Source organism: Azospirillum sp. P4_B5, assembly GCF_056402275.1.
Window position 1 is genome coordinate 26,960 of record NZ_JBFUHT010000016.1, and the last position, 17,419, is coordinate 44,378.

The following is a 17,419-nucleotide window of genomic DNA, read 5'->3' on the forward strand; positions in this document are numbered from 1 at the left end:
AGTTTCAAAGAGAAAGCGCGGGCGTCACCCGGAACGGGGCGCCCGCTAGGAAGGAGACGAAGAGGCCATGGCGTTCCTCGATCGTGCGGCGCGCAGCCTGTTCCTGACCGAACTGTTGGGCGGCCTCGGGCTCACCCTGCGCTACATGTTCAAGCCCAAGGTGACCCTGAACTACCCGTTCGAAAAGGGCCCCATCAGCCCCCGCTTCCGCGGTGAGCACGTCCTGCGCCGGTATCCCGGCGGCGAGGAGCGCTGCATCGCCTGCAAGCTGTGCGAGGCGGTGTGTCCGGCCCTGGCCATCACCATCGAGGCCGAACCGCGTGAGGACGGCAGCCGCCGCACCACGCGCTACGACATCGACATGACGAAGTGTATCTACTGCGGCTATTGCCAGGAGGCTTGCCCGGTGGACGCCATCGTCATGGGTCCGAACTTCGAGTTCTCCACCGAGAACCGTGAAGAGCTTTTCTACAACAAGCAGAAGCTGCTGGCGAACGGCGACCGCTGGGAAGCGGAAATCGCCCAGAACCTCGCGGCCGAGGCGCCGTACCGGTAAGTCGTCGCAGTGCGGTAAGCGGAAACGGGGATAACGATGATTGTTCAAGGCATCGCCTTCTACGTCTTTGCCGCGCTGCTGGTGGCCTCCGGTGTGATGGTCATCTCGGCGCGGAATCCGGTTCATTCGGTCCTTTATCTGGTCCTGGCCTTTTTCCAGGCCGCCGGCCTGTGCGTGCTGCTCGGGGCCGAGTTCATCGCGATGATCCTGGTGATCGTCTATGTGGGCGCGGTCGCGGTCCTGTTCCTGTTCGTGGTGATGATGCTCGACATCAACTTCCGCGAGCTGCGGGCGGGCGCGTTGCAGTATCTGCCGATCGGCGGGCTGGTCGGTCTCATCCTGCTGGCCGAGCTGGCCGCCGTGCTCGGCGGCTGGATCATCGCCCCGGCCGCCGAGAAGGCCGCCTCGGCGCCGGTCGCGGCGATGGCTGGAGCCACCAACACCGAGCAGCTCGGCCAACTCATCTACACCCACTACGTCTATCTGTTCCAGGCGTCGGGCCTCGTGCTGCTGATCGCCATGATCGGCGCCATCGTCCTGACCCTGCGTCAGCGCGAGGGTGTCCGGAAGCAGAACGTCGGCTCCCAGCTCGCCCGTCGGCGCGAGGACGTGGTCGCCATCCGCAAGGTGCCGACCGGGGAGGGTGTGTGATCATGGAAATCGGTCTCGGGCATTATCTGACGGTCTCGGCCATCATCTTCACGCTCGGCGTCCTCGGCATCTTCCTCAACCGGAAGAACGTCATCATCATCCTGATGTCGATCGAGATGATGCTGCTCGCCGTGAACCTGAATCTGGTGTCGTTCTCGGTCTTCCTGAACGATCTGGTCGGGCAGGTCTTCTCCATGATCATCCTGACCGTCGCCGCCGCCGAGGCGGCCATCGGTCTCGCCATCCTGGTGGTGTATTTCCGCAACCGCGGCTCCATCCGGGTCGAAGACATCAATCTGATGAGGGGCTAAGGCAGCGCCATGGAAGTCCTTGTCGTATTCCTCCCGCTCCTGGCGTTCCTCGTCGCGGGTTCCATCGCCCTGTTCGGCGGGCCGAAGGCGGAGCCGGCGCATGCCGGCGGCCACGATCACCATGGGCATGACCACGGTCATGGCCACGACGCCCATGCGCATGACGCGCGCGCTCACGACGAGCATCACGATGACGGCCACGACGACCATCACGTCGTCGCCGGGCCGCCCACCGTGGGCGACCGCGCCGCGCAGTTCGTCACCACCGGTGCCGTCCTGCTCTCCGCGGTCCTGTCCTGGGTGCTGTTCTTCGACGTTGCCGTCGGCGGCCATCCCCGCACGATCGAGCTGATGAGCTGGATGCGCAGCGGCGGCCTGGACGTGTCCTGGGCGCTGCGCGTCGACCAGCTCACCGCGGTCATGCTGGTGGTGGTCAACACCGTGTCGTCGATGGTCCACCTCTACTCCATCGGCTACATGGCCGAGGACCCGCAGAAGCCGCGCTTCATGGGTTACCTGTCGCTGTTCACCTTCGCCATGCTGATGCTGGTGACGGCCGACAACCTCGTGCAGCTCTTCTTCGGCTGGGAGGGCGTGGGTCTCGCCTCCTACCTGCTCATCAACTTCTGGTACGAGAAGCCCTCGGCCAACAACGCGGCGATCAAGGCCTTCCTGGTCAACCGCGTCGGCGATTTCGGCTTCGTGCTCGGCATCTTCGCGATCTTCGTGCTGACGGGCTCCGTCCAGTTCGACGCGATCTTCGCCAAGGCGCCGGAGCTGGCCGGCCAGACGCTGCATTTCCTCAGCTGGAACTTCGACGCGCTGACCATCACCTGCCTGCTGCTCTTCATCGGCGCGATGGGCAAGTCGGCGCAGCTCGGCCTGCACACCTGGCTGCCGGACGCCATGGAGGGCCCGACCCCGGTGTCGGCGCTCATCCACGCGGCGACCATGGTGACCGCCGGTGTCTTCATGGTCTGCCGCCTGTCCCCGGTCTTCGAATACGCGCCGACGGCGCTGGAGATCGTGGCCGTGGTCGGCGCCCTGACGGCCTTCGTCGCGGCGACCATCGGGTTCACCCAGTTCGACATCAAGCGCGTCATCGCCTATTCGACCATGAGCCAGCTCGGCTACATGTTCTTCGCCGCGGGCGTCTCCGCCTACGGTGCGGCGATGTTCCACCTGTTCACGCACGCCTTCTTCAAGGCCCTGCTGTTCCTCGGCGCCGGCTCGGTGATCCACGCCCTGCACCATGAGCAGGACATGCGCAACATGGGCGGCGTCTGGCGGAAGATCCCCTTCACCTACGCGGTGATGTGGATCGGCAACCTCGCGCTCGCCGGTCTGCCCTTCTTCGCCGGCTACTACTCCAAGGACATGATCCTGGAGGCGGCCTTCGCCTCGGCCAGCCCGGTCGGCAAGTTCGCCTTCGCGCTCGGCATCGCCGCGGCCCTGCTGACCGCCTTCTACTCCTGGCGCCTGCTGTTCATGACCTTCCACGGCAAGCCGCGGATGGAGAAGTCGGTCTTCGACCACGCCCATGAATCGCCGATCGTCATGCTGATCCCGCTGGCCGTCCTGGCGGTGGGCGCGCTGTTCGCGGGCTTCGGCTTCCACGAGCTGTTCATCGGCCACGGCATGGAGCATTTCTGGGGCAAGACCATCCTGGTGCTGGCGGACAACAACAGCATTGAGGCGGCCCACCACCACACCCCGGGCTGGGTCAAGCTGGCTCCGCTGGTCGTCGGCCTGATCGGCATCGCGCTCGCCTACATCATGTACATGGCGATGCCGGGCCTGCCGGAGAAGGTCGCCACCACGTTCCGTGGCGTGCACCAGTTCCTGTACAACAAGTGGTACTTCGACGAGCTGTATGACCGCCTATTCGTGCGCTCGGCCAAGTATCTGGGCTACGGCCTGTGGAAATCCGGCGACGGCGCCGTGATCGACGGTGTCGGTCCGGACGGGATCGCCGCCGCCACCCGCGACGTCGCGGCGCGCGCCAGCCGCCTCCAGTCCGGCTACGTCTATCACTACGCCTTCGCGATGGTGATCGGCGTGGTGCTGCTGGTCGCCTGGCTCTCGGTGTTCGGTTGAGCGGTTTGAAGGGGAACAAGAACAATGGCTAGCTGGCCGCTCCTGTCGTTCACGACCTTCCTGCCGCTGGCCGGTGTGGCGCTGATCCTGCTCTTCTGCAGGGGCAACACGCCGGATGTGGTTCGGAACGTCCGTTACGTCGCGCTCTGGACGACGGTCATCACCTTCGTCCTGTCGCTGTTCATCTGGTTCAACTTCGACCAGCGCAACCCGGGCTACCAGCTCGTGGAGAAGGCGGAGTGGATTCCGGAGTTTGGGATTTCCTACCACATGGGTGTGGACGGCATTTCGATGCTGTTCGTCATCCTCTCCACTTTCCTGATGCCGCTCTGCATCCTCTCCTCCTGGGAGGCGGTGCAGAACCGGGTGAAGGAATACATGATCGCCTTCCTCGTGCTGGAAACCCTCATGGTGGGGATGTTCTGCGCGCTGGATTTCGTCCTCTTCTACATGTTCTTCGAGGGCGTGCTGATCCCGATGTTCCTGATCATCGGTGTCTGGGGCGGTGCGCGGCGCGTCTACGCGGCGTTCAAGTTCTTCCTCTACACGCTGCTCGGCTCGGTCCTGATGCTGCTGGCCATCCTGGCCATGTACTTCGCGGCCGGCACGACCGACATCCCGACGATCACGGCGACTCATTTCCCGCGCAATATGCAGCTCTGGCTGTGGCTGGCCTTCTTCGCCTCCTTCGCGGTGAAGGTGCCGATGTGGCCGGTGCACACCTGGCTTCCCGACGCCCACGTCGAGGCGCCGACCGCCGGATCGGTCATCCTGGCCGGCGTGCTGCTGAAGATGGGCGGCTACGGCTTCCTGCGCTTCAACATCCCGATGCTGCCGGAAGCGACCGAGTATTTCGCCCCGCTGGTCTACACGCTGTCGATCGTCGCGGTGATCTACACCTCCCTCGTCGCCCTGGCGCAGGAGGACATGAAGAAGCTGATCGCCTACTCGTCCGTCGCCCACATGGGCTTCGTCACCATCGGCATGTTCGCGCTGAACCAGCAGGGCATCGAGGGTTCGATCTTCACGATGCTGTCGCACGGCATCGTCTCGGGCGCGCTCTTCCTCTGCGTCGGCGTGGTCTATGACCGGCTGCACACCCGCGAGATCGCCCGTTACGGCGGTCTGGTGAAGAACATGCCGAAGTACGCGGTTGTGTTCCTGTTCATGACCATGGCCTCGGTCGGCCTGCCGGGCACCTCCGGCTTCGTCGGCGAGTTCCTGGTTCTGCTCGGCGCCTTCCGCGACAACACCTGGGTTGCCTTCCTGGCCGCCACCGGCCTGATCCTGGGTCCGGCCTACGCGCTGTGGCTGTTCCGCCGTGTCGTGTACGGCAAGCTGGTCAAGGCGGACGTCCGCGCGATGTTCGACCTGAACACCCGCGAGGTTGCCATCTTCCTGCCGCTGATCGCCGTGGTGCTGTGGATGGGCGTCTATCCGAACACCTTCCTGAACGTCACTTCGGCGTCGGTCGGGCAGCTGATCCAGACCTATCAGACCAAGCTGGCCGCCGCTCAGGGCGGGGCCGACGTCTCCGTCGCCGCGCGCTAGAGGTTCCGACATGACCGCTGTGTTTCCCGACATCTGGCCGGCCCTGCCGGAAATCTTCCTCGCCTGCGCCGGCATGGCCCTGCTGCTGATCGGCGTGTTCCGCGGCGACGGCTTCACGCGCCCCATCGGCTACATGACGATGGTGGCGCTGTTGCTGGCCGCTATTCTGACCATGGGCTACGGCACCGGCCGCGTCGTCACCTTCAACGGCCTCTTCGTGATGGACGCCTTCGGCGTCTTCATGAAGGTGCTGATCCTCGTCGCCGCCTCGCTGTCGGTCCTTCTCGCCCTCGGCTTCAACGAGCGCGAGAAGATGGCCCGGTTCGAGTTCCCGGTGCTGATGCTCTTCGCCACGCTCGGCATGCTGATGATGGTGTCGGCCAACGACCTCATCTCTCTCTATGTCGGGTTGGAGACGCAGAGCCTCGCGCTGTACGTCATCGCGGCCTTCCGCCGCGACAGCGCCAAGTCGTCGGAAGCGGGCCTGAAGTACTTCGTGCTCGGCTCGCTTTCCTCGGGCATGCTGCTGTACGGCGCCTCGATGGTCTATGGCTTCGCCGGGACGACCTCCTTCGACAAGATCGCCGCCCTGTTCGCCGGCGGCGCGCACCCGTCGGTGGGCGTCATCATCGGTCTGGTCTTCGTCGTCGCCGGTCTGGCCTTCAAGATCTCCGCCGTGCCGTTCCACATGTGGACGCCGGACGTCTACGAGGGCGCGCCGACTCCGGTCACGGCCTTCTTCGCCGCCGCCCCGAAGGTCGCCGCCATCGCGCTGGTCACCCGCCTGCTGATCGAACCGTTCGGTCATCTGGCCCATCAGTGGCAGCAGATCATCATCGTCAGCTCGATCCTGTCGATGTCGCTCGGCGCCTTCGCGGCGATCACCCAGAGCAACATCAAGCGTCTGATGGCCTACAGCTCCATCGGCCACGTCGGCTACGCCCTGGTCGGTCTCGCGTCCGGCACCCAGGAAGGCGTGCGCGGCGTGCTGATCTACATGGCGGTCTACATCGTCATGAACATCGGCACCTTCGCGGTCATCCTGTGCATGAAGCAGCAGGGCCGCATGGTCGAGGAGATCAAGGACCTTGCCGGCCTGTCGCGCACCAACCCGCTGCTGGCGGGCGCGATGGCGGTGTTCATGTTCTCCATGGCGGGCATCCCGCCCATGGCCGGCTTCTTCAGCAAGCTCTACGTCTTCCTCGCCGCCATCGAGGCGCAGCTCTACACGCTGGCGGTGATCGGCGTTCTGACCAGCGTCGTGGGCGCCTACTACTACCTGCGCATCATCAAGATCATGTATTTCGATGAGCCGGTGGAGGCGTTCGACAAGATCGGCGACGACGGGATGACCGGTATCCTGATCGCCACCGGTCTGTTCACCCTGCTGTTCTTCGTGGTTCCGGCGCCGATCCTGAACTACGCGGCGGCGGCGGCGGCCTCGCTGTTCGCCGGATGACGGCAGGCAACGAAGCGGAGGCGGCGCGCTTGCGCTTGCCTCCGGGCTTCCGGGTGATGGCCTTCGACTCCGTCGGCAGCACGAACGACGAGGCGAAGGCCTTCGCGCGTTCAGGGGCTGCCGAAGGCACCATCGTCTGGGCGAAGCGTCAGGACTCGGGCCGCGGCCGTCGCGGCCGGGCCTGGACCTCGCCGGAAGGCAATCTTTACAGTTCGACCATTCTGCGCCCCTCGCGCCCACCGGCCGAGGCGGCGCAGATTTCGTTCGTGGCGGCGCTCGCCATCGCCGACACCGCCGCCGCCGTCCTCCCCGATCCCGACGGCGTGCGCTGCAAATGGCCGAACGACGTGCTGGTGCATGGCCGCAAGCTGTCCGGCATCCTGCTCGAGTCGGAGGCTGCTGCCGGGGGAGGGGTGTCCTGGCTGGTGCTCGGCGTCGGCATCAACCTGCGGCATTTTCCCGAGGGCACCGACTACGCGGCCACGTCGCTGGCAGCGGAGGGCGCTCCGGCGCTGCAGCCCGCGGCGCTGCTGGAAATCTATGCGGAGCAATTGGCGCGCTGGTACGGCGTCTGGGCGGAGCATGGCTTCGGCCCGGTGCGCGCCGCTTGGCTGAAGCGGGCGCGGGGCCTGGGCGAGCCCATCGTCGTCCGTCTGCCGGACCGCACGCTGACCGGCACCTTCGCCGATCTGGACAGCGACGGCGTTCTGTTGCTTGATCGGGATGACGGGGCGGGGCGCCAGCGCATCGCCGCCGGAGACGTGTTTTTCCCACCAGCGGTGGAGACCTGAGAGATGCTGCTCGCCATCGACGCCGGAAACACCAACGTGGTGTTCGCGATCTATGAGGGCGACGAACAGCGCGGCCTGTGGCGCACGGCGACCGACAAGAAGCGCACCGCCGACGAATACATGGTGTGGGTGACCCACCTGATGGCGCTGAAGGGCCTGGGCCCGGCGGACATCGACAGCGCCATCATCGCCAGCGTCGTGCCCGGCGCGACCTTCAACCTGAAGCGCCTGTGCAAGGATCATTTCGGTTGCGAGCCGCTGGTGGTCGGCCAGCCGGAGGTCGATCTCGGTACGCGTGCGCTGGTGGATCGCCCCGACGAGGTCGGCGCCGACCGGCTGGTCAACACGGTGGCGGCGGCGGCCACCTACAAGACGCCGCTGATCGTCATCGACTTCGGTACGGCGACGACCTTCGACGTGGTCGACCGCGACGGCAACTACCGCGGCGGCGTCATCGCGCCCGGTCTGAACCTGTCGCTGGAGGCGCTGCAGATGGCGGCGAGCAAGCTGCCCCGCGTCGAGATCCAGCAGCCGGGCCACGTTATCGGCACCAACACCGTCGAATGCATGCAGTCCGGCGTCTTCTGGGGCTATGTCGGCCTGATCGAAGGGCTGGTCAACCGCATCCGGGCGGAGTACGGCGAGCCGATGACGGTGGTCGCGACCGGAGGGCTGGGTGTGCTTTTCGCCAAGGCAACCCATGTAATCGAACACACCGACGGCGAACTCACGCTGCGCGGCCTCCTCCTGATCCACAAGCGCAACACGGCCCAATGACCCAAACCGACTCCGCTCCCTCCGTCCACCCGGTCGAGGGAGACGGCGACCTGTTCGCTCCCGAGGACGACGCGCTCTACTTCCTGCCGCTGGGCGGTTCGGGCGAGATCGGCATGAACCTCAACCTCTACGGCCATCGCGGCAAGTGGTTGATGGTGGATCTCGGCATCTCCTTTGCGGACGACACGATGCCGGGGCTGGACGTCATCATGCCCGACCCCGCCTTCATCGCGGAGCGCCGGCACGACCTCGTGGGCATCGTGGTGACGCACGCGCACGAGGATCACCTGGGGGCCATCCAGTATCTGTGGCCGCAACTCCGCGTGCCCGTCTACTGCACGCCCTTCACCGCCGCCGTGCTGCGTGCCAAGCTGCACGAGCGCGGGTTGGCCGGGGTGGTGCCGGTGCACGAGGTGACGCTGGGCAGCACCATCGAGATCGGCCCCTTCTCCGTCGAATATGTGACGGTCACCCATTCCATTCCCGAGCCGAACGCCCTGGCGATCCGCACCGCCGCCGGCACGGTGCTGCACACCGGCGACTGGAAGCTTGATCCCGAACCACTGGTGGGGGAGGCGGCCGACGAGGAGCGGCTGCGCGCCATCGGCGACGAGGGCGTGCTGGCGCTGATCGGCGACAGCACGAACGCTCTGGTGCCCGGCAGTTCCGGGTCGGAAGGGAGTGTGCGCAAGACACTGACCGAGCTGATCGGGCAGTTTCCCGACGTGCGGGTCGCGGTGAGCTGCTTCGCCACCAACGTCGCACGGCTGGAGAGCATCGCCCACGCGGCGGCGGCGCATGGGCGCCACGTCGCGCTGGTCGGGCGGTCGATGTGGCGGATCAACGAGGCCGCGCGCTCCAACGGCTACCTCGCCGACGTGCCGGCCTTCCTGACCGAGCATGACGCCAACTACGTGCCGCGTGACAAGCTGGTTCTGGTCTGCACCGGCAGCCAGGGGGAGCCGCGCTCCGCGCTCGCCCGCATCGCGTCGGACGACCACCCCCAGGTGTCGCTGCAGCGCGGCGACGTGGTGATCTTTTCCTCGCGCGAGATTCCCGGCAACGAGCGGGCCATCGGCCGCATGCAGAATCTGCTGGTTGCGCAGGGCATCCGCATCGTCACCGCCGACGAGGCGCCGGTCCATGTCTCCGGCCACCCGGCGCAGGACGAGCTGGTCCGCATGTACCAGTGGGTGCGCCCGCGCATCGCCATGCCGGTGCACGGCGAGCAGCGCCACCAGCTGGAGCACGCCAAGCTGGCCCGCGCCTGTCAGGTGCCGGAAGCGCTGGTCCCGGGCAACGGTGACCTGATCCGGCTGACGCCCGACGCGCCGCCGCGGGTGGTCGCGCAGGTCCGCTCTGGCCGCATGGCGTTGGACGGCAAGCGGCTGATTCCGCTCGACACCGGTCTGATGCGGGCGCGCCACCGGATGGTCCACAACGGCGCCGCCGTCGTCACGCTGGTGATGAACGGCAAGGGCGAGCTGGTGACCGCGCCGCAGATCGCGGTGATGGGGCTGCTGGACGACTCGGCGGACCGCGACATGCTGCTCGACGTGGTGGACGCGGTGCGCGAGGCCGTCGCCGAGATGCCGAAATCGGCCCGTGCCGACGACGAGCAGGTGCGCGCCGCCGCCCGAATCGCCGTCCGACGCTGCTTCAACGCGACGCACGGCAAGAAGCCGATGACGGACGTGCATCTGGTCCGTGTATAAGCGTTTCCGACTTTACGCCTTTTGGGAGGACCCATGATCGGGAAGCTGAACCACGTCGCCATCGTCGTGCCGGATCTGACGGCGGCGACCGCGCTCTACCGCGACACGCTGGGTGCCGCGGTGTCCCAGCCGGTGGACCTGCCGCCGCACGGCGTCACCGTCGTCTTCGTCACGCTGCCCAACACGAAGATCGAGCTGCTGCATCCCTTCGGCGAGAAGTCGCCGATCGCCGGCTTCCTGGAGAAGAACCCGTCGGGCGGCATCCACCACATCTGCTACGAGGTCGACGACATTCTGGCCGCCCGCGACCGGCTGAAGGCGCAGGGTGCCCGCGTGCTGGGCGACGGCGAGCCGAAGATCGGCGCCCATGACAAGCCGGTTCTGTTCCTGCATCCGAAGGACTTCTGCGGGACCCTGGTCGAACTCGAGCAGGCCTGAGTCGAAGGGAGGCATGGGATGGGCTGGGTGACGGGCATCAGCGTTTATGTGGTCGTCTGGTGGGTGGTGCTGTTCGCGGTGCTGCCCTGGGGCGTGCGCACCCCGGCCCAGCCCGAGCCGGGCATGGCGAGCAGCGCGCCGGAGCGCCCGCGCATCCTCCTGAAATTCGCCGCCACCACCCTGGTCGCGGCGGTGGTGTGGCTGGTCATCTTCGCCATCGTGCAGTCGGACCTGATTTCCTTCCGCGAAATGGCCAAGCCGCACTGATCCCACCCCCGGATGGAGCCTTCGCGTGAGCCTGACCTATTGCGACGCGGCGCCCGGCCATGCGCATCACGGCCCCTACCACGACACCGAGTACGGGTTCCCCAGCGCTGACGACCGGGTGCTGTTCGAACGGCTGATTCTCGAGATCAACCAGGCGGGCCTGTCCTGGCTGACCATCCTGAAGAAGCGTGACGCCTTCCGCGCCGCCTTCGACGGCTTCGACATCGACCGCGTCGCCGCCTATGGCGAGGCGGAGCGGGAACGGTTGCTCGCCGATCCGGGAATCGTCCGCAACCGGCTGAAGATCGACGCTGCCATCGAGAACGCGCGGCGGATCATAGCCCTGCGCGCGTCGCACGGGTCCTTCGACGGATGGCTGCGCACCCACCACCCGTTGAGCAAGGCGGAGTGGGTTCGGCTGTTCAAGCGCACCTTCCGCTTCACCGGCGGCGAGATCACCGGAGAGTTTCTGATGAGCCTCGGCTATCTGCCGGGCGCGCATCAGGTCCATTGCCCGGTCTGGTCCGATGTCGCCACACTCGATCCCCCCTGGATGATCGCCGTTCGGCAGGGGTTCGCAGGATACGACGCTCATAAAACGGGCATATCGCAGCCTACTACGTAATCACCCGCCTATGTCTTGGGCGAATTCTGCGAATTCTTTGGCAACGACTTGGCTTATTCCAAATTCCGTCTTGTCATCGGATGAAGTCGGGTTCATTGTACTTTGTGTGACGAGAGGGGTTCTTCCCTCTTTTCCGACGCCTGGTGGCGATTCCTCCCTAAACCTCGGGCCGCGCCGCGATCGCCGCGCGGTCCTTTTTTCGTCCCGGCCCGGTTCACGCAGCCCAGAGCCACCTTCGTCCATAGGCAGACGGAGCGTTGTGCTTCGGTACAGAATGAATTAACCCTTTATCGGGTATAGCTCGTCCAGCTGTGCAGGAAGCGGGCAAGCGTCCGTTCGGACTTTGGATTCAAGCGCGGCGGCGTTCGCAGGCAGAATTTGCGGCCGTCAGCGGGGAGAACGATGTCGAGGCGCCGATGACCGCGGGTGATAACGAGAAATTCGAGCAGTTCGCGGCCATTCTCACCGCCGAACTGCTCGACCGCACTCGCAAAAGTCTTGAACTGCTGACCCCCGAAGAGCAGCCGGCGGCCAAGCTCCCCTTTGCCCTGACCCCGTCCTTTCAGGAAATCTACGCCGAACTGGTGCGCGTCGGGATCTTCCCCGTGCTGCTCAGCCGCCGTCCGGTGCGGGCCATCGTCGGTGACGTGGATTGGCCGCGGGACGGCCGCGACTATCTGCTGACTGTGCTCGACGATCGCTCCAACGCCGTCTTCACAGCGTGGGATTACGCCTGGGACGCGTTGTGGGACGAGCGGAAGGTGGGGGCGGATGGCGGCGCTTCGGCGCCGGCCAAGAAGCAGGGCTTCTTCGCCTCCCTGTTCGGGAGGAAGGCCAAGCCGGAGACGAAGACCGCGGAGCAAAGCGGGGAGGGGGACGTCATGGCGGGCCTCTACACCATGCTGAACGAACAGGCCGAGCGGCGGGGCTACCTGCCGCTGTTCCACGACGACATCAAGGTGCTGAAGGGGCTGGTCCGCGTGAAGCCGGCGCGCATCTTCAAGGCCTGGAAGGAAATCAACCAGTATCATCACCAGGAATTCTACCTGTCGGGGCAGGATCAGGCGAAGCCGGGGGTGACTTCCGAGTGCCTGCAGAAATGGCATTACAACCTGCCCGACCGGATCGGCGAATTTCTGGTGTTGAAGGCGGCGGTGGACATGGAGTTCGTGAACAAGCCCTTCATCGGCAAGTACATCCGCCAGTCGGCCCGCACCCAGGAGGAGGCCGAGAAGGGCATGCCCTACCTCGCCACCTACTGGAAATCCATGAACCAGTCCGCCGCCGCACAAGGCTGAGGCACCGCCATGATCAGCCGCTCCGCTCCCCTTCTCGTCGCGTTTCTGGCACTGTCCGAAGGGGCGGCGGCGCAACCAGTCGACCTGTCCGCCTGCCGGTTCCTGACAGCCCACCGTCCGGCGGCGGGGGTGGAGTACACGCCGGGCGTGGACGTGAGCGGCAAGGCGGTGGCCCCCGCCGACCTGCCGGGCTCGGCGGGTGCCGCGCCGCCGCTGGAGCGGTTCGACATCCCGGTGACCGTCGACTTCGCCCGCCGTATGGGCTTCCCGGTGCCGCCGGGCGCGGCGCCGCCGGGCGTCGAGGTCGGCTATCTGACCTGGTACGCCAATCGGCTCTACTTCAACGGTCAGCCCATCGGCGCGCCGAGCGAGGCCGAGGTCTACGCCTATTGCCGCACCGTCCGATAGGCCGGTCCGCCCTTCGCTGCACGCCGTGACGATGGACAAGCGCGCGGTGGCTTCCTAAAGTCCCTGTCCCTGTTGCGGCCCGGCGACCAGCCGGACGAATCCCCTCGAAACCGAGAGCAGAGCCATGCGGCTGTCCACCTTCTTCCTGCCGACCCTCAAGGAGACCCCGACCGAGGCGCAGATCGTCTCGCACCGCCTGATGCTGCGGGCCGGGATGATCCGCCAGACCAGCGCCGGCATCTACGCCTGGCTGCCGCTGGGCCATCGGGTCCTGAAGAAGATCGAGCAGATCGTTCGCGAGGAGCAGGACGCCGCCGGCGCCCAGGAACTGCTGATGCCGACCATCCAGTCGGCGGAGCTGTGGAAGGAAAGCGGCCGCTACGACGATTACGGCAAGGAGATGCTGCGCATCACCGACCGTCACGACCGCGAGATGCTGTTCGGCCCGACGAACGAGGAGATGATCACCGACATCTTCCGCGCCTTCGTGAAGAGCTACCGCCAGCTTCCGCTGAACCTCTACCACATCCAGTGGAAGTTCCGGGACGAGATCCGTCCCCGCTTCGGAGTGATGCGCGGGCGTGAGTTCCTGATGAAGGACGCCTACAGCTTCGACATCGACGCGGCCAGCGCCCGGCGCTCCTACCAGAAGATGTTCCTGGCCTATCTGCGGACCTTCGCCCGCATGGGGCTGAAGGCCATCCCGATGCGCGCCGACACCGGCCCCATCGGCGGCGACCTCAGCCACGAGTTCATCATCCTGGCCGAGACCGGCGAGAGCGGCGTCTTCTGCCACAAGGACTGGCTGACCCTGGACGTGCTGCAGAACGCCCCGGGATTCGACGAGGATCTCCAGCCCTTCTTCGACACCTACACCTCGATCTACGCGGCGACCGACGAGAAGCACGAGCCCGGCAACTGCCCGGTTCCGGAGTCGGATCTGGTCTCGGCCCGGGGCATCGAGGTCGGTCACATCTTCAATTTCGGAACCAAGTATTCGAAGCCGATGAACGCCGTCGTCGCCGGTCCGGGCGGCGAGCCGGTTCCGGTGGAGATGGGGTCCTACGGCATCGGCGTGTCGCGCCTGATGGGCGCCATCATCGAGGCCAGCCATGACGACAACGGCATCATCTGGCCGGACGCCGTGGCGCCCTTCAACGTCGGCCTCGTGAACCTCAAGGTCGGCGACGCCGAGACCGACCGCGTCTGCCAGGAGCTGTACTACAAGCTCCGCGCCAACGGGCTGGACGTGCTGTACGACGACCGCGACGAGCGTCCGGGCGTGAAGTTCGCCGACATGGACCTGATCGGCCTGCCGTGGCAGCTCGTCGTCGGGCCGCGTGGCCTGAAGAACGGCGTGGTCGAATTGAAGCGCCGCGCCACCGGCGAGAAGCAGGAGCTGTCGGTGGAGAGCGCGCTGGAGAAGCTCTCGGCGTAATCCGGACCCACCGATCTATCGCAAACGCGCCGGCAGCAATTGCCGGCGCGTTTTGCTTTGCGCGATTCGCCATTCGGATGGTGGCATTCCGGTTGAATCCTGGCGTACTTCCCCCTGGTCGCATAGGGAGGACCGGAGTTGCTATCGTCACCGACAATCGAGCGGAGAAACTCTCAGAGATTGCATGTTTTTGCTTTGACGATGCTCCTGAAAGTTTCAATGATTTTGATGGAGTTCGTCTACCGCGGGTGTTCGGCGCGCTGAACACAGGCCTTGGTGGGTCAGCTCCATCGCTAGTGTCGAATCCAACCCAGGGAGGACGAGCAACATGAGCTTCGCGTTCAGCCCGATCGGATCCAATCGCATCAGCCTCACCGCCGGCAGCACCAGCACCCACGCGCTTCCCTCCGTCGGGCGCAACGTGCGCATCGCCAATCTCGGTCCGTCGGATGCGCGCATTAAAGCATGGTTTTCAGAACTCAACGAGGCGAGCCGCGACGACAAAGATGCAGGCTGCGGTGAGCAGCGCATCGATGATGACGCCCAACCTGTCATGGCGGCGATCCAGGCGTTTGTTGGCGAGCAACCAGGCATTGGCATGCTCGACGATACAGCGGACTTGGCCGAGACCGGAGCCGTGTGGCTGGCCGATCTTGCGGATATTGGGTTGGATGCCGTCACGCAGGCAGAGCCAACGGTTGTCGGCGCTGTCGTATCCGGCGTCGGCGTAGAGGCGAGCGATGCTGGCGCAGACCACCAGGGCCAACCGGAGCAGGTCGGGGAAGAGCCGGGTGTCGTGAACGTTGGCCGCGGAAGGCAACGCTGCCAGCGGAAGCCCATCCGTCGAAACGACCACGTGGTACTTGGTGCCCGGCTTGCCCCGGTCGGTGGGGTTCGGGCCGGTCAAGGCGCCGCCCCGTTTAGCGCGCACCGAGCAACTATCCACAACGACGTCCCATGCCTGGGCGGCGGCTTCCGGGCCGGAGCGCACCATCCGGATCAGCACGGCGTGGACACGGCGCAAGAGGGCCGTTGCACTCCATTCCGTCAGACGACGGCGCAATGTGGAGCCGGAGGCGCGATCCGGTGAGGCCCGAAGTTCCCGCCACTGCACGCCTTCGCGCAGAAAGAAGCGCAGCGTCTCAAGGATGGTGTTGGTCGGCACCGGAGGCCGACCCGTTCCTGTGACGGCCCATTCCATCTGGTCAATGATGCCTGCCACCAGTTCCACCGCTGTTGGTCCCATACCAGCCTCCCCATGCCAGAGGCAGGGGAACTGGTGCGAGGTCAGGGAGTGTCGGCGCCACAACGCTGATTTCCAGAAAACCCGCTCTGACGGAAACAGAGACCAGCGGCTAACAAGACACGTGCTGCCCCAATTCCCGATTTGGGATTGGCAGGGGGCGGTTCAGGCGGGCCAACAGTTCGGCAAGCACGGTCTCGGTGGTGTGCAACGCCTCCTCGGAAAACACCTGCCCCAAGTCGGCAGCCCACAGGTCGCATAGCCGGTCGGCCTCGGAGAAGGCGCGCCCACCTGCGTCCGTCAGGACGTAAAACGGGGAGCGCTCATGGGACGGATTGAGGCGCCGTTCCAGTAATCCTTCTTCCATCAGCAGGTTCAGTTGCTTCTGCGCCCCTTGGCGGGTGATCCCCATGGCATCGGCGATCTGTGGTGCAGTCAGTGGCTGGCCAGCCAAGCTCAGCGCCCCCAACACTTGCCACCGGGCACTGGTCAGGTTCAGCCCCTCGACCAGCCGGTCGCCTTGCTCCAGCAGGCGACCGTTGAGACGGAACACCAACACCATGAGCTCGGCCACCAACTTCTCTTTCGAACGGGTCATTGTTTCCTCTGGTCGGACGGGAAGGAAATCCAGATAAGCACAGTGGACAACCGGTTGTCAAAACAGGATTGACAACCGGTTACCATTATGGTAACTGGTTGTCAAATGGCGCAGCGCTGAAGGCCCCCAATGTCGCCCAGCCACGGGCTGGGTGGCGCGGCGCATCTCCCCAACCCGGCGAGGACCCGATGCTGAAACGACTACACGCCGCTTCTGGCTCCCTGGCACTACTAACCCTGCTCTCCTTCTGGATCTCAACCGCAGTGGCTGAGGGCTTCTTGGGCTGGCCAGCGGTGGTCGCCGTCAAGGGTGCCATCGTCAACGGGCTGTTCGTCCTGGTTCCCGCCATGGCGGTGACGGGCATAACCGGAGCCGTGCTGTCCAAGGGACACGGCGGCGGGTTGGTGGTGGCCAAGACCAAACGGATGAAGATCCTGGCCATGAACGGTGTGCTGGTTATGATTCCGGCGGCGCTGTTCCTGAACTTTAAGGCCACGGCCAACGAGGCCGATGCCCTGTTCTTCCTGGTCCAGGTCATCGAACTTGCCGTGGGCGCGGTGCAGATCGCCTTCTTGGTCATGAACGCTCGTGACGGACTGCGCATGTCTGGGCGCCTGAGCGGGCGGCGTGCCCATGCATGAGGTGTTGAAGACGGCCCATATCGTGGGCGTGGTCGTACTGGGGCTGGGCTTGGCGGCCGTGTGGGTTATGGATCTCATTGGACGCCGAGCGCGCTCGTTGGACGAGATCGCAACGGCAGCCCGACGGGTCGCTCTGGCCTACGACGCGGTCGTGGTCCCTGGTGCCCTGCTGATGATGGCGTCGGGTGGATGGATGATCGCCATATTCTACGGCAGCGCCTTCCTGGACATCCCCTGGCTGGCCGGGATGGTGATCCTGTTCTCGCTGGAATTCCTCGAAGGCAACACCATCACCCGGCTGTTCTTCCTGCGCCTGCGGTGGGTGACGGCGGAGGCGGCGGCATCGGGACGCCACAGCTGGCCGCCGGAAGCGCGGGGGAGCCTTCTGCCCTCGTTCACCCACTTCCTCGACATGCCGGTCTTTGCGCTGGTCGTGTACTTGGGCGTTCTCAAGCCCACCGACTGGTCTAAGCCTATCCTGGGCTTCGAGCTGGCCATCATCGCCGCCCTGGCTCAAACCATGCTTCTGCGCCCCACCCAGAGGCCATCATAGGT

The 17,419-nt window shown here is 65.5% G+C and carries 19 protein-coding genes; 17 read left to right on the forward strand and 2 right to left on the reverse strand.

What is annotated here, in order from left to right:
* The first annotated feature begins 67 nt into the window (after nt 1–67).
* The 15 genes from nuoI (at nt 68) to proS (ending at nt 14,382) form a co-directional block, all read left to right on the forward strand.
* Nucleotides 68–556: an NADH-quinone oxidoreductase subunit NuoI gene (gene nuoI, locus AC1DVI_RS14290; RefSeq protein ID WP_014240128.1), complete on the forward strand. Its 489-nt coding sequence runs from the start codon at nt 68–70 to the stop codon at nt 554–556.
* Nucleotides 557–592: 36 nt separating this feature from the next.
* Nucleotides 593–1,207 (forward strand): NADH-quinone oxidoreductase subunit J, encoded by a 615-nt coding sequence (locus AC1DVI_RS14295; RefSeq protein WP_476958515.1) that lies wholly within the window; start codon nt 593–595, stop codon nt 1,205–1,207.
* A gap of 2 nt (nt 1,208–1,209) precedes the next feature.
* Entirely contained in the window at nt 1,210–1,518 is a 309-nt protein-coding gene (gene nuoK / locus AC1DVI_RS14300) for an NADH-quinone oxidoreductase subunit NuoK (RefSeq protein ID WP_014240130.1), read from the forward strand.
* A 9-nt stretch (nt 1,519–1,527) separates the two neighbouring features.
* The gene (gene nuoL / locus AC1DVI_RS14305; protein ID WP_476958516.1) at nt 1,528–3,615 is read left to right on the forward strand and encodes an NADH-quinone oxidoreductase subunit L; all 2,088 of its coding nucleotides are present in this window, start codon (nt 1,528–1,530) and stop codon (nt 3,613–3,615) included.
* A gap of 24 nt (nt 3,616–3,639) precedes the next feature.
* Complete coding sequence (locus AC1DVI_RS14310; protein ID WP_476958517.1) at nt 3,640–5,166, forward strand: NADH-quinone oxidoreductase subunit M; 1,527 nt, start codon at nt 3,640–3,642, stop codon at nt 5,164–5,166.
* 10 nt (nt 5,167–5,176) lie between these two features.
* Entirely contained in the window at nt 5,177–6,625 is a 1,449-nt protein-coding gene (nuoN, locus tag AC1DVI_RS14315; protein WP_014240133.1) for an NADH-quinone oxidoreductase subunit NuoN, read from the forward strand.
* Complete coding sequence (locus AC1DVI_RS14320) at nt 6,622–7,416, forward strand: biotin--[acetyl-CoA-carboxylase] ligase (RefSeq protein ID WP_476958518.1); 795 nt, start codon at nt 6,622–6,624, stop codon at nt 7,414–7,416. Before nuoN ends, AC1DVI_RS14320 begins: the two co-directional genes overlap by 4 nt.
* Nucleotides 7,417–7,419: 3 nt before the next feature.
* Nucleotides 7,420–8,193, forward strand: a complete 774-nt coding sequence (locus tag AC1DVI_RS14325; RefSeq protein ID WP_149166414.1) for a type III pantothenate kinase — start codon at nt 7,420–7,422, stop codon at nt 8,191–8,193.
* Nucleotides 8,190–9,908 (forward strand): ribonuclease J, encoded by a 1,719-nt coding sequence (locus AC1DVI_RS14330; RefSeq protein ID WP_476958519.1) that lies wholly within the window; start codon nt 8,190–8,192, stop codon nt 9,906–9,908. The genes AC1DVI_RS14325 and AC1DVI_RS14330 overlap by 4 nt, the downstream gene beginning before the upstream one ends.
* Nucleotides 9,909–9,941: 33 nt before the next feature.
* A complete protein-coding gene (gene mce / locus AC1DVI_RS14335; RefSeq protein ID WP_109071935.1) occupies nt 9,942–10,346 on the forward strand; it encodes a methylmalonyl-CoA epimerase in 405 nt (134 codons plus the stop codon).
* Nucleotides 10,347–10,364: 18 nt separating this feature from the next.
* A complete protein-coding gene (locus AC1DVI_RS14340; RefSeq protein ID WP_149166412.1) occupies nt 10,365–10,613 on the forward strand; it encodes a DUF1467 family protein in 249 nt (82 codons plus the stop codon).
* Nucleotides 10,614–10,638: 25 nt separating this feature from the next.
* Nucleotides 10,639–11,238 carry a DNA-3-methyladenine glycosylase I gene (locus AC1DVI_RS14345; RefSeq protein WP_476958520.1) on the forward strand — a complete coding sequence of 200 codons (600 nt, stop codon included), beginning with the start codon at nt 10,639–10,641 and terminating at the stop codon, nt 11,236–11,238.
* Between the two features lie 416 nt (nt 11,239–11,654).
* The gene (locus tag AC1DVI_RS14350) at nt 11,655–12,536 is read left to right on the forward strand and encodes a hypothetical protein (RefSeq protein WP_464878308.1); all 882 of its coding nucleotides are present in this window, start codon (nt 11,655–11,657) and stop codon (nt 12,534–12,536) included.
* Between the two features lie 9 nt (nt 12,537–12,545).
* Nucleotides 12,546–12,944, forward strand: a complete 399-nt coding sequence (locus tag AC1DVI_RS14355; RefSeq protein WP_476958521.1) for a hypothetical protein — start codon at nt 12,546–12,548, stop codon at nt 12,942–12,944.
* A gap of 124 nt (nt 12,945–13,068) precedes the next feature.
* Nucleotides 13,069–14,382 carry a proline--tRNA ligase gene (gene proS / locus AC1DVI_RS14360; protein ID WP_476958522.1) on the forward strand — a complete coding sequence of 438 codons (1,314 nt, stop codon included), beginning with the start codon at nt 13,069–13,071 and terminating at the stop codon, nt 14,380–14,382.
* A gap of 472 nt (nt 14,383–14,854) precedes the next feature.
* Here the strand turns inward: proS and AC1DVI_RS14365 are convergent, their stop codons facing one another.
* Nucleotides 14,855–15,613 (reverse strand): IS5 family transposase, encoded by a 759-nt coding sequence (locus AC1DVI_RS14365; protein WP_476958523.1) that lies wholly within the window; start codon nt 15,611–15,613, stop codon nt 14,855–14,857.
* A 124-nt stretch (nt 15,614–15,737) separates the two neighbouring features.
* Nucleotides 15,738–16,223: a MarR family winged helix-turn-helix transcriptional regulator gene (locus AC1DVI_RS14370; RefSeq protein ID WP_476958524.1), complete on the reverse strand. Its 486-nt coding sequence runs from the start codon at nt 16,221–16,223 to the stop codon at nt 15,738–15,740.
* Nucleotides 16,224–16,411: 188 nt separating this feature from the next.
* Here AC1DVI_RS14370 and AC1DVI_RS14375 point away from each other — a divergent pair, with 188 nt between their 5' ends.
* Together AC1DVI_RS14375 and AC1DVI_RS14380 are read left to right on the forward strand one after the other, a co-directional pair.
* Nucleotides 16,412–16,864, forward strand: coding sequence for a hypothetical protein (locus tag AC1DVI_RS14375; RefSeq protein WP_476958525.1), 453 nt, complete (start codon nt 16,412–16,414; stop codon nt 16,862–16,864).
* Entirely contained in the window at nt 16,857–17,417 is a 561-nt protein-coding gene (locus tag AC1DVI_RS14380) for a DUF2269 family protein (RefSeq protein WP_476958526.1), read from the forward strand. The genes AC1DVI_RS14375 and AC1DVI_RS14380 overlap by 8 nt, the downstream gene beginning before the upstream one ends.
* Nucleotides 17,418–17,419 lie beyond the last annotated feature (2 nt).

Bases quoted from the DNA above. Each gene is read 5' to 3' on its own strand.
- nuoN (WP_014240133.1), top strand. From the start codon at position 5,177: ATGACCGCTGTGTTTCCCGACATCTGGCCGGCCCTGCCGGAAATCTTC.
- AC1DVI_RS14370 (WP_476958524.1), bottom strand. From the start codon at position 16,223: ATGACCCGTTCGAAAGAGAAGTTGGTGGCCGAGCTCATGGTGTTGGTG.
- AC1DVI_RS14340 (WP_149166412.1), top strand. From the start codon at position 10,365: ATGGGCTGGGTGACGGGCATCAGCGTTTATGTGGTCGTCTGGTGGGTG.
- AC1DVI_RS14330 (WP_476958519.1), top strand. From the start codon at position 8,190: ATGACCCAAACCGACTCCGCTCCCTCCGTCCACCCGGTCGAGGGAGAC.
- AC1DVI_RS14350 (WP_464878308.1), top strand. From the start codon at position 11,655: ATGACCGCGGGTGATAACGAGAAATTCGAGCAGTTCGCGGCCATTCTC.
- nuoI (WP_014240128.1), top strand. From the start codon at position 68: ATGGCGTTCCTCGATCGTGCGGCGCGCAGCCTGTTCCTGACCGAACTG.
- AC1DVI_RS14375 (WP_476958525.1), top strand. From the start codon at position 16,412: ATGCTGAAACGACTACACGCCGCTTCTGGCTCCCTGGCACTACTAACC.
- AC1DVI_RS14380 (WP_476958526.1), top strand. From the start codon at position 16,857: ATGCATGAGGTGTTGAAGACGGCCCATATCGTGGGCGTGGTCGTACTG.
- AC1DVI_RS14295 (WP_476958515.1), top strand. From the start codon at position 593: ATGATTGTTCAAGGCATCGCCTTCTACGTCTTTGCCGCGCTGCTGGTG.
- AC1DVI_RS14310 (WP_476958517.1), top strand. From the start codon at position 3,640: ATGGCTAGCTGGCCGCTCCTGTCGTTCACGACCTTCCTGCCGCTGGCC.
- proS (WP_476958522.1), top strand. From the start codon at position 13,069: ATGCGGCTGTCCACCTTCTTCCTGCCGACCCTCAAGGAGACCCCGACC.
- AC1DVI_RS14320 (WP_476958518.1), top strand. From the start codon at position 6,622: ATGACGGCAGGCAACGAAGCGGAGGCGGCGCGCTTGCGCTTGCCTCCG.
- AC1DVI_RS14325 (WP_149166414.1), top strand. From the start codon at position 7,420: ATGCTGCTCGCCATCGACGCCGGAAACACCAACGTGGTGTTCGCGATC.
- mce (WP_109071935.1), top strand. From the start codon at position 9,942: ATGATCGGGAAGCTGAACCACGTCGCCATCGTCGTGCCGGATCTGACG.
- AC1DVI_RS14355 (WP_476958521.1), top strand. From the start codon at position 12,546: ATGATCAGCCGCTCCGCTCCCCTTCTCGTCGCGTTTCTGGCACTGTCC.
- nuoL (WP_476958516.1), top strand. From the start codon at position 1,528: ATGGAAGTCCTTGTCGTATTCCTCCCGCTCCTGGCGTTCCTCGTCGCG.
- nuoK (WP_014240130.1), top strand. From the start codon at position 1,210: ATGGAAATCGGTCTCGGGCATTATCTGACGGTCTCGGCCATCATCTTC.